Source organism: Paraburkholderia sartisoli, assembly GCF_900107685.1.
Taxonomy (GTDB): domain Bacteria; phylum Pseudomonadota; class Gammaproteobacteria; order Burkholderiales; family Burkholderiaceae; genus Paraburkholderia; species Paraburkholderia sartisoli.
This window is the reverse complement of record NZ_FNRQ01000001.1, coordinates 1,289,844-1,303,090: the sequence shown is the minus strand read 5'-3', so window position 1 is coordinate 1,303,090 and position 13,247 is coordinate 1,289,844. Positions and strand designations below refer to the sequence as shown.

Sequence of the window (13,247 nt, the reverse complement as noted above, 5' to 3'; positions counted from 1 at the left end):
ATTGGAGTATCAACCTTGACCGCTTCCAGCAACGGCTTCTGGCGACATCACAACAAAGACAACGTCCTGACCCTCGACGACATCACGATCGTCGACAAATCCCTTCTCAAGCGTGCCGTCGGCGCGATGGCGCTCGGCAACGCGATGGAATGGTTCGACTTTGGCGTGTACAGCTACATCGCCGTCACGCTCGGCAAGGTGTTCTTCCCATCGAGCAGCCCGTCCGCGCAGTTGATCGCCACGTTCGGCACGTTCGCGGCCGCGTTCCTCGTGCGCCCGATCGGCGGCATGGTGTTTGGCCCGCTGGGTGACCGCATCGGCCGTCAGCGCGTGCTCGCGATGACGATGATCATGATGGCGCTCGGCACGTTCGCCATCGGCCTGATTCCGAGCTACACATCAATCGGCATCTTCGCGCCGGTGCTGCTGCTCGTCGCGCGTCTCGTGCAGGGCTTCTCGACCGGCGGCGAATACGGCGGCGCGGCGACCTTCATCGCGGAGTTCTCGACCGACCGCAAGCGCGGCTTCATGGGCAGCTTCCTCGAATTCGGCACGCTGATCGGCTATGTGCTCGGCGCGGGCACGGTGGCCGTGCTGACCGCCGCGCTCTCGCACGACGCGCTGCTTTCGTGGGGCTGGCGTGTGCCGTTCCTGATCGCGGGTCCGCTGGGTCTCGTGGGCCTGTACATCCGGCTGAAGCTCGAAGAAACGCCCGCGTTCAAAAAACAGGCCGAACAGCGCGAAGCCGAGGACAAGGCCGCGCCGAAGCAGTCGCTGCGCGATCTGCTCGCGCAGCACTGGAAGCCGCTGCTGCTGTGCGTCGGCCTCGTGCTGATTTTCAACGTGACCGACTACATGGCGCTGTCGTATCTGCCGAGCTATCTGTCCGCGACGCTCAACTTCAACGAAACGCACGGTCTCTTTCTCGTGCTGGTCGTGATGGTGCTGATGATGCCGATGACGCTCTATGCCGGCCGTCTGTCGGACCGTGTCGGCCGCAAGCCGGTGATGCTCGCGGGCTGCATCGGCCTGTTGCTGCTGTCGATTCCGTCGCTGCTCCTGATCCGTACCGGTGCGATGCTGCCGGTGTTCCTCGGCCTGCTGATTCTGGGCACGCTGCTGTCGTGCTTCACGGGCGTGATGCCGTCGGCGCTGCCGGCGCTCTTTCCGACGAAGATCCGCTATGGCGCGCTCGCCATCGGCTTCAACATCTCGGTGTCGCTCTTCGGCGGCACGACACCGCTCGTCACGGCGTGGCTCGTCAACTCGACCGGTAACCTGATGATGCCCGCGTACTACCTGATGGGCGCCTCGCTGATCGGGATCGTGTCGGTACTCGCGCTGAGCGAATCGGCACGCAAGCCGCTCCTCGGCTCGGGTCCGTGCGTGGCGACACGCGCCGAAGCGCACGCGGTGCTGCGCGGCGAACGCGAAGCCGCCGAAATGGACGAAGCCTACGCAGCGGCCGCAACGGCGCGCGCGTGACGGCGTTGGGCGCGCGGATGCGGCGTCCGGCATGACGTTGGCGCCCATGCGTGCTTCATCGTTTCAAGGGAAAAGCCAGCTTCGCGCTGGCTTTTTCATTCGATCAGCCGATGCAGCGACGCCTCCGCATGCGCACCGTCGATCAGCAGGATCGCCGCCGTGACGGGCAACCTGAACCTGCGCGGACCCGCGCTACCGGGGTTGAGATACAGCACGCCATCGCGGGTATCGATCAGCGGCTTGTGCGAGTGACCCGTGATCACAACGCCGATCCCGTCTTCGCGCGGGTCGCTCTTTATATCCGCGATATCGTGGACAACGAGGATCTTCGTTTGCTGCACGGTCACGATCTCGTGCGTGCGCAGCGACGCCGCCCAGTCGCCAGTATCGTTGTTGCCGCGCACCGCGTTGACTGGCGCGATCCGCGCGAGCGCGTCGAGCACCGGTTGTCCGCAGATGTCGCCCGCGTGGATGATCGCCTCGCAGCCGGCCAGATGCGCGAGCGCTTCAGGGCGCACCAGATTGTGCGTGTCGGAAATCACGCCAATGCGCGACGGCGTTTTCATTTTCATCGGGAGCTATCGGGCGGAAGTGTTGGGCCACGTCAGCGTGAAACGCACGCCGCCGCGTGAGGGCACGTAGAGCTCGCGGGCGCGCGTCACGCCATCGACCGTGGCCAGCACCCGGTATCGCCCTGATGGCAGCCGCGCGAAAAGGTACGGGCCTTCGGTGCGCGTCGACAGCATGACCGTGCCATCGGCACGCGACACCTGCACCGCGACGCCGGACAGATACTCGCCGTTTCCAAGCGTGAAGGTCGCGCGCATGTTGTAGCCCGACGCGAGCTGACGCAACGCGGCGGCCTCGTCCTGGCCCACGCCGCCTGTCACGAAGTCGATTCCGTGGTCGCGCCCGGCGGGTAATCCGCCGTGCGCCTCGTCCGGGACCGCGGCAACGGCGGCGGCAGACGGTGCGTTCGCCGTCGTGTGTGCAGGCGCTTCGGGCCGCGCTCGCGGCCGGGCAGGTTCATCGCGAACCGGGGCGGGTGCCGCGGACGTTCCCCGCGCCGTACTCCCGGCGGCAACCTTACGCGATGGAACCGCCGCCGGCGCCTGGGCCGCCGCGGGTGCGGAATGCAGCGCCGCGCGAGGCGCGCATCCGAGGCCAGGAATGCTGTCTTTCGAACGCCCCGCCGCGCGCGGATCACGCCCGTCCAGCAGCCACGAAGGTAGCGCGACCGCCTGTACGCTGGCACGCGGCGTCAGCGTGTCGCGCAGGCGCGCGAGGACGGCCAGCCGCGCGGCCGGCGTCGTCGCGCGCTGCATCTGCGCGCAAAAGTCGACGCGTTCGTCGTCGCTCAGAAGCTGGGAGGGAATCGCATCGGACGGCGGCTGTGCGCGCGCCACGGATGCCGCCGTCGTCGCGGCGCACAGCGCGACAAGCACGACAGGCGCGACGGCCCTCGACAGACGCAAACGCAATGTGCTGGACATGGGGAACCTCCGGGTCGATCCCGGCAACGCAACGGCGACCGGTTCCGGCCGCGCCCGTCCATGCGGAACCCGGAACTGGACGGGCGACGGCGTTGGCGTTGTTCGTGCGCGGGAACGGGCGGGACGGGATACCCATTCAGTGTAGCAAGCCGGGATCGAACGCCAGACGCAGCCAAAAATAACGCCAGCCACGCACCTGAACGAGGCCAGCGCGGCCGGCATCGCTCATTAACGACGTCATGCGCGTGAGCCGCACCGGCAAGGCACCGACGCCGCCCCGCTACTGCGCCGTCTGCTGGCGCCGGTACTCGTTGCGCTTCATCTGAAGATAGTCGTCGCGGTCCACTTCGTGAAGCTGTCGCGGATACTGTTCGGTGGCGTCGAACCACGTCGTGAGACGCTGCTGCAAGCGCGCGCCCGCCGGTGCCTGCAACGCGCCGAGATACGCGTCGATCGCGAGGTAGTAGCGCATCGTGTTGCGCTCGAGCAGGCCACGCACGCCGCCGATATATTCCGGTTGCCCCGGCGACGCATCGTCCACCGTCGTGAAGCCGACCTTGTCGCTGCCGATGGTCGACAGATAGGTTTTCATCGCGAGGCGTCCCGCGACGCCGTAGCCATATGCGTAGGTCAGATGCAGGAATGTCCGGTTGCCGCCAGCCGGGATCGCCTCCAGCACGATCCGGTAATTCTTCGTGCTGAGCGGGCCCGTATCCGCCTTCAGTTCGACGCGAAAATAGTCGGCGCTCGCCACCGCCGAACGGTAGCTGAACTGCACGCGATATGTTGACGACAGCTTCTCTTCCACCTTCTTGCCGAGATTCACGTCGAGCTGCGCGGCGCCGTTGTTTGTCGCGGCATGGCAGTACTTCACGTTCAGATGCAGGATCAGCACGTCGCACCAGTTGGCCGGGCCATTCGCCGGGTCGTTCAGCGCGCCACTCACGGTCGCGAATGGATAGTCGACGACTGCATAGATGTCGCCCTTGAGGTTCGTCGGCGATTCCGACGAGTCCATATAAAGCTGCCGGTGAAACGGATTGTGTTCGAGTTGCTGCGTCAGGCCCTGAAACCTGTTGCGAAGCGTCGCGGCATCGTCAGCGCCCTGGGCAAACAGCGCGCGGCCCGGCATCCCCGCCAGCAGACAAACCACCACGGTAGCCAGCGACAGCCACACTGCACGCCCGCGGCGGGTGGCACGACGTTCAGTCAGCACAGGCATGTTCCGTCTCCAGTCGTTTGATTTTCCTCGGCAGGCGCAAGTGCCGCGCCCGACCGGTCTGGTCGCCAGCCATGTGGATCACGCATATGCGCGTTTCAGCGCCGGCCAGGCTAGCCATTTTGCCTGATGGCACCTCGCAGATGAGCGTAATGGCGGTTTGTTGACTTGCACAAGCCTGCGGGGTATGCCGCGACGTCGATCAGGACTGCGCGGAGGCCGGCGAGCGCCGGAACGCCGCCAACGTTCGATTCGACCAGGGCTTACGTGGGCCGGGTCGCGACGGACTGGCGTCGTCAGTAGGGTTACGAGACTGGATCGATGGAGGGATACGGCACGCGGCGCACGCTATCGAAGCCGCGCCGGATACGGCATTCAGTGGCGATACGTGCTGCTGCGCACCTTCGCGCAGAGCGGCTGGTGTTGCACCAGCTCGAACGGCCTGCCCCTCATGCGCAGATGCAGGATCACCAGCATGCGCAGCGGACAGTTCAAAGCCACCGAGACCAGGCCGCCCTGCGCGGCCACCGTGCGATACGTCGCGTGACGGCTGTGCAGCGCGCGACTGAACGACATCGAGGCAACCTGCCGCGTGAGCAGCACACTCGTGACGACACACCCCAGCGCGAACAGCCTGAACGGCGCGGATTCGAGCGACGCCTCGGAGACGTTGAAGAAGAGCGACACGAGCGCGGCGACCTGAAAGCACATCGCAGCGAGCGATGCGGTCAGTAAATGGGCGCGCAGCATGTCGACGACGGCTGGCTTCATGACGGGACCGGATGATTCATGCAAAACGACGGCAACAAGAAAATCCACCCCTCGATGCGGGCGAATTTCACCTGCGGCCGATAGTACCGATCCAACCTGAAGGAAATCTGAAGCAGCGATTGCAAGGAAAACGCGTGAAAGGCAGCGTAATATGCCTTCGGCAAAGCTGTCGTCCTGATTCCGCGCGATATGACGATTCACATGCGGCAACTGTGAATTCGCAATCCGCTGAACGACCGGCATGCGCCGCACCATTGCGATACCTGAAACGGATATTTTTCTCATGCGTGTGCTTCTTGTTGAAGACGACGACCTGATTGGCTGTGGCGTCGAAGCGGGGCTTCGTCAGGCGGGTTTCACCGTCGACTGGGCGCGGGACGGAAACAAGGCCGATCTCGCCCTTTCCACCACCGATTACGCGCTCGTCATTCTCGACCTCGGCCTGCCGCTGATTTCCGGCACGGAAGTGCTGCGCCGGCTGCGAGCCGCCGGCAAGGACGTGCCCGTGCTCGTGCTGACCGCGAAAGGCACGGTCGCGGACCGCGTGGACGGTCTCGACGCCGGTGCCGACGACTATCTCGGCAAGCCCTTCGATCTCGTCGAACTCATCGCGCGCTGCCGTGCGCTGCTGCGGCGCGCGCAGGGCCGCAGCGTCGAGCTGATCCGTCACGGCGGCCTCACCGTCGATCCCACCTCGCGCACCGCCGCGCTCGACGGAACCCGCGTGCCGCTGACGTCGCGCGAATGGGCGATCCTGCACCAGCTGGTCACGAATCCGGGCGTGCCGCAGTCGCGCTCGCGGCTTGAAGAGAGCCTTTATGGATGGCAGGAAGAAGTCGAGAGCAACGCGATCGAGGTCCACATCTCGAACCTGCGCAAGAAGCTGGGCGCGACGCTGATCACGACCGTGCGCGGGATCGGCTACGTCGTGGAAAAACCATGATCCTGGGGTCGATCCGGCGTCGCCTGATGCTGCTCGTGCTGGCCAGCATCGCGCTCGTCTGGAGCATCGCGCTCGTGTCGAGCTATCGACAGGCCACCGACGAGGTCAGCGACTGGGAAAACGCCCGCCTCGCCGAACTGGCGCAGATTCTCGCGTTGCTCGACCAGCCGAACCTGGTCACGCTCGCCAATGCGCGCATCGACGTGCGCGAAGAAGAAAAAGGTGGCGACCCCGGCGCGAGCGACGAAGACGACGACGACACGCTGCCGCGCGACGCGCTCTTCCAGGTGCGCGACGCCGACAACCGCGTGCTGGCCGCGAGTCCGCAACTCGTCGCGCTGCACGCCGCCGACCTGCCCGTGCCGCCCGTCAGCGGCGCGCGCACGCTGGTTCTCGGCGGCCGGTCGTGGCACACGTTCACCCTGCGCAACACCACGCTCGGCCACAGCGTGCGCGTCTTCGAACCGGCCAATACACGCAGCGATCTCGTGAGCGGTGTCGCGCGGCGCATCGCGCGGCCGATCGTCATCGCGCTGCCGGTGCTCGCGCTCTTCGTCTGGTTCAGCATCGGCTTCAGCATGGCGCCGCTCAGGACATTGTCGAAGGCGATCCGCGCGCGCGACATCCACAAGCTCGAGCCGATCGACATGGGCCGTGCGCCGACCGAGGTCCGCCCGCTCGTCGACGCGATCAATCATGTGCTCTCGCGCCTGCGGCATTCGATCGAACGCGAGCGCGCGTTCACCGCCGACGCCGCGCACGAACTCAAGACCCCGCTCGCCGCCATCAAGGTCCAGGCGCAGGTCGCGATGGGCGAATCCGACCCGGTGCTGCAACGGCTGGCGATGCAGCGCGTCGTGCGGGGCGTCGATCGCAGCGCGCGGCTCGCGGAGCAGTTGCTGCTCCTCGCGCGGCTCGACGAGCACGAAAAGTTGAACACATTGCCGCTTCAGGCGGGCGTCGTCGCGCGCGACGCGGTGCTTGCGAACGAACAGAACGCGCTGCAAAAGAACATGACCGTCGCGCTCACCGGCGACCTCCAGGCGGAGATCACCGCGGAGCCCGTGCTGATCGGCATCCTGCTCGACAACCTGATCGACAACTCGATCAAGTATGGCCGCGCGGGCGGCGCAATCGAAGTGGCCGTGCGCCGCGAAGCGCAACGCGTGTTGCTGACCGTGCGCGACGACGGACCCGGCGTCGCGCACGGCGACCTCGCGAATCTGACGAACCGTTTTTTCAGGGCCAAGGGAAACGAGGCGAACGGCAGCGGGCTCGGGTTATCGATCGTCGCGCGAATCGTCGAGCACTTCGATGCGCGATTGACATTCGGCACCGGCATCGACAATCGCGGGCTCGCGACCGAGATTTCGTTTCCCGCTTACGAGCCGGTGACCTGACGGTCCGGGTCGTTGCGCCGCGCCGGGCGCCACGCCGCCGTGCGTCCCTCACGGGTCGATTCGGCGAACTGCCACGCAACGAGCCCGGGAATGAAAATCAGCAGATCGCGAATGCGGCGCGCGCCCGCGAGCGCGAGACACGTCGCCGGATCGAGGCCGAGCGCGCCGCCGATCAGGATAAATCCGCCCTCCTGCACGCCGAGGCCGCCCGGCACGAAGAACGCCGCGCTGCTCACGGCCTGGATCAACGATTCGATCACGACAGCCTCGGTGAAACTCACCGGCGCGTGCAGAAAATACAGCGCGATCCAGATCTCCAGCGAAGTCGCGATGCACTGCAGCGGCTGCCAGACGAAGAGATAACGCAGCACGACCGGCCGCCTGCGCCAGATGTGCTTGATCGTGCGGTCGATCTGCGCGGACTCGCCCGTCATCGCGGCGAGCTTGCCGCTCGTCACGCGGTTGAGCACGCGCGTGATGCGCTCGAACGGGCTCGCGTGCTGCACCATCGCGAAGAGCACCAGCAACGGCGCGAGCACGACGACACCCCATGCCAGGTCGCTGGCGAGCCGCAACGTGCCCGACTGCGCATGGGCAAACAGAAAGCCGATGCCGACCATCGTGAACATCAGCTGGCTGATGACGGTGAGCTGCATGTCGACGACAAGGCTCGCCACCGCGACCGGCGACCTCACGCCCCAGCGTCGCAGCATCCGGAACGACACGATTTCGCCGCCCACGCGCGCGACCGGCAACATGCTGTTCACCGACTCGCGTACCCAGACGAGGCGCAACATTTGCGTGAAGCGCGGACGCCGCGTGCCGCGAATCAGCGTCTGCCAGTCGCGCGCATTGGCGAGCATCGGCAGCACGTGCGCGAGCCCGGCGAGCACGAGACCGGCGCCCGCCTCGCGCATCAACCCGAGAACCGCGGCAGGATGCTCGCGATACACGAGCGCAAGCGAGATCACGAGACCGGCGAGCGCCGTGATCCGGCCCAGATGTTTCATCAGCGATGCACGTTTTACAGTCGACAGAGTGTTGTCATTCATCCTGAACCGGCGACAGCAGTCCATCGTCGTCCACATTGAAGCTGAAACCACGCCAGATCACGCGTGAGGAAAAGAAGCTCGCCACGAAGATCGCAAACGCCACCACGTCCCACGCCGGCAGCAGCCAGAGGTCACGCGGCCGCTGCCTGAGCGCGTGATCGAGCACTAGCTGAAGCACCATGCGTGCCACCACGGATGCCGCCAGGCAGGACCACGCCCACGGCGCGCCATCCGAAAGCGCCACGCCCAGCAGCGCGAACGCGAGCGGATGCATGAGCACCGAGCCGAGATGGCCGGGCGGATCGACGTGACGTATCGTACGACTCCAGCGCAGTTCGTGCGCGACGAGCTTCGCCGCGCTGGTCTCGACGCACGCATGCGAGACGGCGAACGGCGGAATCGCCACCCGCTCGCCGAGCCTGCGCACCGCTTCGCCGATCGCGTGATCTTCCGCGAGATGATGGACGAACGGCGCGAGACCACCGATTTTATCGAGCGTGTCGCGGCGCATCGCGATGGTCTGTCCGAAGCACGGCTGTGCGAGACCAAGCGCGAGACCGGTAACGACGCCAGGCAGAAACTGGTAGTTGGTGGCCCTCGCGGACAGACGCGGCCAGAAGCCGGGATCGGGCGCGCCGCGATAGACGCACGTGACGAGACCCACGCCCGGCTTCTGCAACTCGCCGATCACCTGGCGCAGATACGTCGGCTCGACGCCGACATCGCTGTCGGCGAATACGAGCACGTCATGCCGCGCATGCGGCAGCATGTTGAGGATGTTGCTCATCTTGCGGTTCGGGCCGTGCAGACGCGCATCCGCGACCACCCGGATATCCGCTTCGGGATGCGCGCGGCGCAACGCGTCGAGCACGCCCAGCGCGGGGTCGGCGGGATCGTGTACGCCAAACAGGAACTGCACATCGCCCGGATAATCCTGCGCGCAAAAGCTCGCGAGGTTGGCGGACAGCGCCCATTCATTGCCATGCAGCGGCTTGACGATCGTGACCGGAGGGAAGCTTGCCGGCTCCGCGCCCGGGCGCCTGAAGAAACGGCGTGCCAGCGTCGCCGCCAGCAGCGTGTAGCCGATACCGAAGAGCGTACACGCACCGCACACGAGGGCCAGCGCAGCGAGCAGCAGATGCAGCGCGTGCGCCGGACCGTCGGGCGCGAGCAGCGCGCTCACGCTTCGTGCGCGCGCAGGAAACGGAAGAATTCGACGCCTTCGCGCAGCCGGCGCTTCATCATCTCCCAGCTCATCAGCATTTCGCGGACGATTTCCCAGATCTTCGAGGGACGGAAATAGAAGCGCTTGTAGAAGCGTTCCAGGTGGTGATAGATCTCGTCGCGCGACAGGTGCGGATAGCCGATCGCGGCCAGCTGCACGCCTTCCTTGCTGACGAGGTTGATCACCTTGTTCTCTTCGAGCCAGCCGTTTTCGATCGCCTGGTTGTAAAGCGTCGTGCCCGGATAGGGCGCGGCGAGCGACACCTGGATCGTGTGCGGATTGATTTCCTTCGCGTACTCGATCGTTTTTTCGATCGTCTCTTTGGTCTCGCCGGGCAGACCGAGAATGAACGTACCGTGAATCTTGATGCCGAGCTTGCGGCAATCGTCGCTGAAGCGCCGCGCGATGTCCGTGCGCAGGCCTTTCTTGATGTTGAGCAGGATCTGGTCGTCGCCGGATTCATAGCCCACGAGCAGCAGGCGCAGCCCGTTTTCCTTCATGATCTTCAGCGTCGCGTACGGCACGTTGGCCTTCGCGTTGCACGACCACGTCACGCCCAGCTTGCCGAGCCCACGCGCGATTTCCTCGACGCGCGGCTTGAAGTCCGTGAACGTGTCGTCGTCGAACATGATCTCCTTCACTTCGGGCATGTTGTCGCGAATCCACTTCACTTCTTCCAGCACGTTCTCGACGGAGCGCGTGCGGTAACGGTGGCCGCCCACCGTCTGCGGCCACAGGCAGAACGTACACTTCGAACGGCAGCCGCGGCCCGTGTAGATCGACACGTACGGATGCTTCAGATAACCGATGAAATAGTTTTCGATCTTGAGGTCGCGCTTGTATACCGGCGCGACAAACGGCAACTCGTCCATGTTTTCCAGAATCGGACGCGCTGCGTTGTGCTCGATCGATCCGTCGCGGGCACGGTAGCTGAGCCCGGAAATCTCCGCAAACGGCTTGCCTTCGGCGACTTCCTGACACGTGAAGTCGAATTCCTCGCGGCAGACGAAGTCGATCGCTTCCGTCGCGGTCAGCGAATTGTGCGGATCGACCGCGACCTTCGCGCCCACCATGCCGATCAATACGGATGGCTTGCGCTTCTTCAGGTCTTCGGCGAAAAGCGCGTCCGTCGGGAACGACGGCGTGCTGGTGTGAATGATGACGAGATCGTATTGCTGCGCGATATCGAGCGTTGCATCGACCGAAAGCTCATCGGCGGGCGCGTCGAGCACGCGGCTGTCGGCGATCAGCGCGGCAGGCTGTGCAAGCCACGTCGGATACCAGAACGAGCGGATCTCCCGTTTGGCCTGATAGCGCGAACCCGCGCCTCCGTCGAAACCGTCATAGGACGGCGCCTGCAAGAACAGCGTTTTCATGGATACTCCGGCAAGCGCGCGTGACAATCCACGCGCCGCCAGTCCGTTGGCCGCGCGCGTGCAGTCCGTGCGTTCATTGATCTCAGGACGACCACGGCAGGTGGGCCGGACGCATTTAGCGGGCCCGTCGGGTCGGGTGTACACGGGGGGAAATAGTACCGGCGATACCTGAAGGAAATCTTAAGAACCGGCCTGCGCGCACCCGCGATCGCCATCAATCGGGCGAATCACCCGGCGGATTACAAAAGCCTTTAGCGCGGCTGCAAGCCGGTTACCGACACCGACAGGCCCGGTGCGTCGACATTGTTGCGCACGGTGAGCGTCGCGCGATGCCGCCCCGCAATACGCGACGCGATCGCAAGGCCAAGGCCGCTGCCCTGTCCCTCGGCGTCCGCGACGCGATAAAACCGGTCGAGCACGCGCACCAGCTCGCTGTCCGGAATGCCGGGCCCGTTGTCGACGACGACAAAACCGACGGCATCCGCATCGCGCTTCAGGATCACGTCGATCTTGCCGCCCGCCGGCGTGTAGCGGATCGCGTTGTCGACGAGATTGTCCAGCAGCACGCCAAGCCCATGCTGCTCCGCGAGCACCATATAGGCGTCGTCGGGCGTGCGCGGCGCGAGCAGTTCCAGGCCGAGGTCGATATCCTTTGCTTCGGCGAGCAGCGAAAAGTCGCCGACCGACTGCTCGCCCACCCTTCTCAGGCTCATGGGCGTCATCGAGGTGGCCGGCTCCGCGTCCTCGCGCGCGAGCGTCAGCAACTGCTGGACCAGATGAATCAGGCGATTGAGCCGGCCTTCGATGCGCTCGAGCGTCTGGTCGCGCGCCACCAGCGAGCCGTCGCGCACGGCGCCCTGCAACTGCAGCTTCAGCGCGGCCAGCGGCGAACGCAGTTCGTGCGCCGCGTCCGCGACGAACATGCGCTGCGCCTGCGACGCCACGTTCAGACGCTGCAGCAGGTCGTTCAGCGCCTCGACAAGCGGGCGGATTTCGTCCGGCATGCGCCCTTCCAGACGCACCGGCTCGAGCGAATCGATCGAGCGCGAGGCCAGCGCCCGCGAAAGACCGCCGATTGGCGCGAGCCCGCGCGCGACCACGAACAGGACCAGCCCGATCGTCACCGGGATCAGCAGCCAGAGCGGCCACAGCGTGTGTAGCGCGAGCTGCAGCGCAAGATCGTCGCGCACCGACACCGGCTGCGCGACCTGGATGAAACGCCCGGCCTGCTGCAGCCCGAACACGCGCCAGTGACGCTCGCCGCGTTCGATCGTGCGGATGCCAGCGGGAAAGCGCGTCAGTTCAGGCGCGCTCAGCGATTGATAAGCCCGTACGCCGTCGTTGTCCCAGATCGCGATCACGATGCGGTCGTCGGAGATGCCTTCAAAATCGGGCCGCGTGTGCTGCACGCTTTCAGTGCCTTCAAGGTTGGAAGGCAGCGACAGCGCCACGGCGCGCAACTCGTAGTCGAACAGTTCGCTCGCTTCCTCGCGCGCGGTGTAGAAGATGCCGTAACCGGCCACGAGCGAAGCGGCCGCAAGACCGAAGATGAGCCAGCCCAGCAGCCAGCGCCGGATCGACGTCATTCAGCCCTCTTCAACCGGTAGCCGACGCCCCGGACCGTCACGATCTGCTCGGCGCCGATCTTGCGGCGCAGGCTGTGTACGTGAACTTCAATCGTGTTGCTGCCCACCTCTTCTCCCCATCCGTACAGTTTTTCTTCGAGTTCCGCTTTCGTGAACACGCGCGAGGGCTCTTCGATCAACGCCTGCAGCAACGCAAACTCACGCGGCAGGAGCGGCACGATTTCGCCGCTCTTCGTCGTTTCGTGCGCGGCGGGATCGAGCGTCAGCTCGCCGTGCGCATAGACAGGCTGCTTCTGTCCGGTGCGGCGGCGCAGCAGCGCGCGGACGCGCGCGGCGAGTTCGTCGAGATCGAACGGCTTGATCAGGTAGTCGTCCGCGCCCGCGTCGAGGCCACGAATGCGCTCGTCCACCGCATCGCGCGCGGTCAGGATGATGACAGGTGCGGCGCCGCCCGCCTTGCGCCAGGTGTTCAGCACGGCGATGCCGTCTTTCTTCGGCAGACCGAGATCGAGCAGCACGAGATCGTAGACCCCGTTGCCGAGCGACAGGTCAGCGGCGCGCCCATCCTTCGCCCAGTCGATTGCATAGCCCACGCGGCGCATTGATTCAAGCACGGTTTCGGCAATCATTTCGTCGTCTTCGATCAGTAGCAAACGCATCGGGCCACTCCACTATCCTTTGTACAGGTCCGCATTGT

12 protein-coding genes are annotated in these 13,247 nt (G+C 65.4%); 3 read left to right on the top strand and 9 right to left on the bottom strand.

The window, feature by feature from the left end; translation table 11 throughout:
- Window positions 1–15: 15 nt before the first annotated feature.
- Window positions 16–1,485 (top strand): glycine betaine/L-proline transporter ProP, encoded by a 1,470-nt coding sequence (gene proP / locus BLV45_RS05940; protein ID WP_090530226.1) that lies wholly within the window; start codon window positions 16–18, stop codon window positions 1,483–1,485.
- 95 nt (window positions 1,486–1,580) lie between these two features.
- Here proP and BLV45_RS05935 read toward each other — a convergent pair whose 3' ends face one another.
- The 4 genes from BLV45_RS05935 to BLV45_RS05920 all read right to left on the bottom strand — a co-directional run bounded on the left by BLV45_RS05935 (window position 1,581) and on the right by BLV45_RS05920 (window position 4,968).
- Complete coding sequence (locus BLV45_RS05935) at window positions 1,581–2,057, bottom strand: metallophosphoesterase family protein (protein WP_090530223.1); 477 nt, start codon at window positions 2,055–2,057, stop codon at window positions 1,581–1,583.
- Between the two features lie 6 nt (window positions 2,058–2,063).
- The gene (locus BLV45_RS05930; protein WP_090530220.1) at window positions 2,064–2,978 is read right to left on the bottom strand and encodes a hypothetical protein; all 915 of its coding nucleotides are present in this window, start codon (window positions 2,976–2,978) and stop codon (window positions 2,064–2,066) included.
- A 280-nt stretch (window positions 2,979–3,258) separates the two neighbouring features.
- Window positions 3,259–4,200 (bottom strand): hypothetical protein, encoded by a 942-nt coding sequence (locus BLV45_RS05925; RefSeq protein WP_090530218.1) that lies wholly within the window; start codon window positions 4,198–4,200, stop codon window positions 3,259–3,261.
- A gap of 372 nt (window positions 4,201–4,572) precedes the next feature.
- Window positions 4,573–4,968: a hypothetical protein gene (locus BLV45_RS05920; RefSeq protein ID WP_090530215.1), complete on the bottom strand. Its 396-nt coding sequence runs from the start codon at window positions 4,966–4,968 to the stop codon at window positions 4,573–4,575.
- A 283-nt stretch (window positions 4,969–5,251) separates the two neighbouring features.
- Between BLV45_RS05920 and BLV45_RS05915 the strand changes: the two genes are divergently transcribed.
- Together BLV45_RS05915 and BLV45_RS05910 are read left to right on the top strand one after the other, a co-directional pair.
- Window positions 5,252–5,911 carry a response regulator gene (locus BLV45_RS05915; protein WP_090531203.1) on the top strand — a complete coding sequence of 220 codons (660 nt, stop codon included), beginning with the start codon at window positions 5,252–5,254 and terminating at the stop codon, window positions 5,909–5,911.
- Window positions 5,908–7,311, top strand: coding sequence for an ATP-binding protein (locus BLV45_RS05910; RefSeq protein WP_090530212.1), 1,404 nt, complete (start codon window positions 5,908–5,910; stop codon window positions 7,309–7,311). The genes BLV45_RS05915 and BLV45_RS05910 overlap by 4 nt, the downstream gene beginning before the upstream one ends.
- Here BLV45_RS05910 and BLV45_RS05905 read toward each other — a convergent pair.
- From BLV45_RS05905 to BLV45_RS05885, 5 genes are all read right to left on the bottom strand, one after another.
- Window positions 7,293–8,321 carry a lysylphosphatidylglycerol synthase domain-containing protein gene (locus tag BLV45_RS05905; protein ID WP_090530209.1) on the bottom strand — a complete coding sequence of 343 codons (1,029 nt, stop codon included), beginning with the start codon at window positions 8,319–8,321 and terminating at the stop codon, window positions 7,293–7,295. The two genes, BLV45_RS05910 and BLV45_RS05905, sit on opposite strands and share 19 nt — an antisense overlap.
- Before the next feature lie 34 nt (window positions 8,322–8,355).
- Window positions 8,356–9,507 (bottom strand): bacteriohopanetetrol glucosamine biosynthesis glycosyltransferase HpnI, encoded by a 1,152-nt coding sequence (hpnI, locus tag BLV45_RS05900; protein ID WP_245753153.1) that lies wholly within the window; start codon window positions 9,505–9,507, stop codon window positions 8,356–8,358.
- Window positions 9,508–9,542: 35 nt separating this feature from the next.
- The gene (gene hpnJ, locus BLV45_RS05895) at window positions 9,543–10,964 is read right to left on the bottom strand and encodes a hopanoid biosynthesis associated radical SAM protein HpnJ (protein WP_090530206.1); all 1,422 of its coding nucleotides are present in this window, start codon (window positions 10,962–10,964) and stop codon (window positions 9,543–9,545) included.
- Window positions 10,965–11,215: 251 nt separating this feature from the next.
- Entirely contained in the window at window positions 11,216–12,550 is a 1,335-nt protein-coding gene (locus tag BLV45_RS05890) for an ATP-binding protein (RefSeq protein WP_090530202.1), read from the bottom strand.
- A complete protein-coding gene (locus BLV45_RS05885; RefSeq protein ID WP_090530199.1) occupies window positions 12,547–13,209 on the bottom strand; it encodes a response regulator in 663 nt (220 codons plus the stop codon). The genes BLV45_RS05890 and BLV45_RS05885 overlap by 4 nt, the downstream gene beginning before the upstream one ends.
- Window positions 13,210–13,247: the final 38 nt, after the last annotated feature.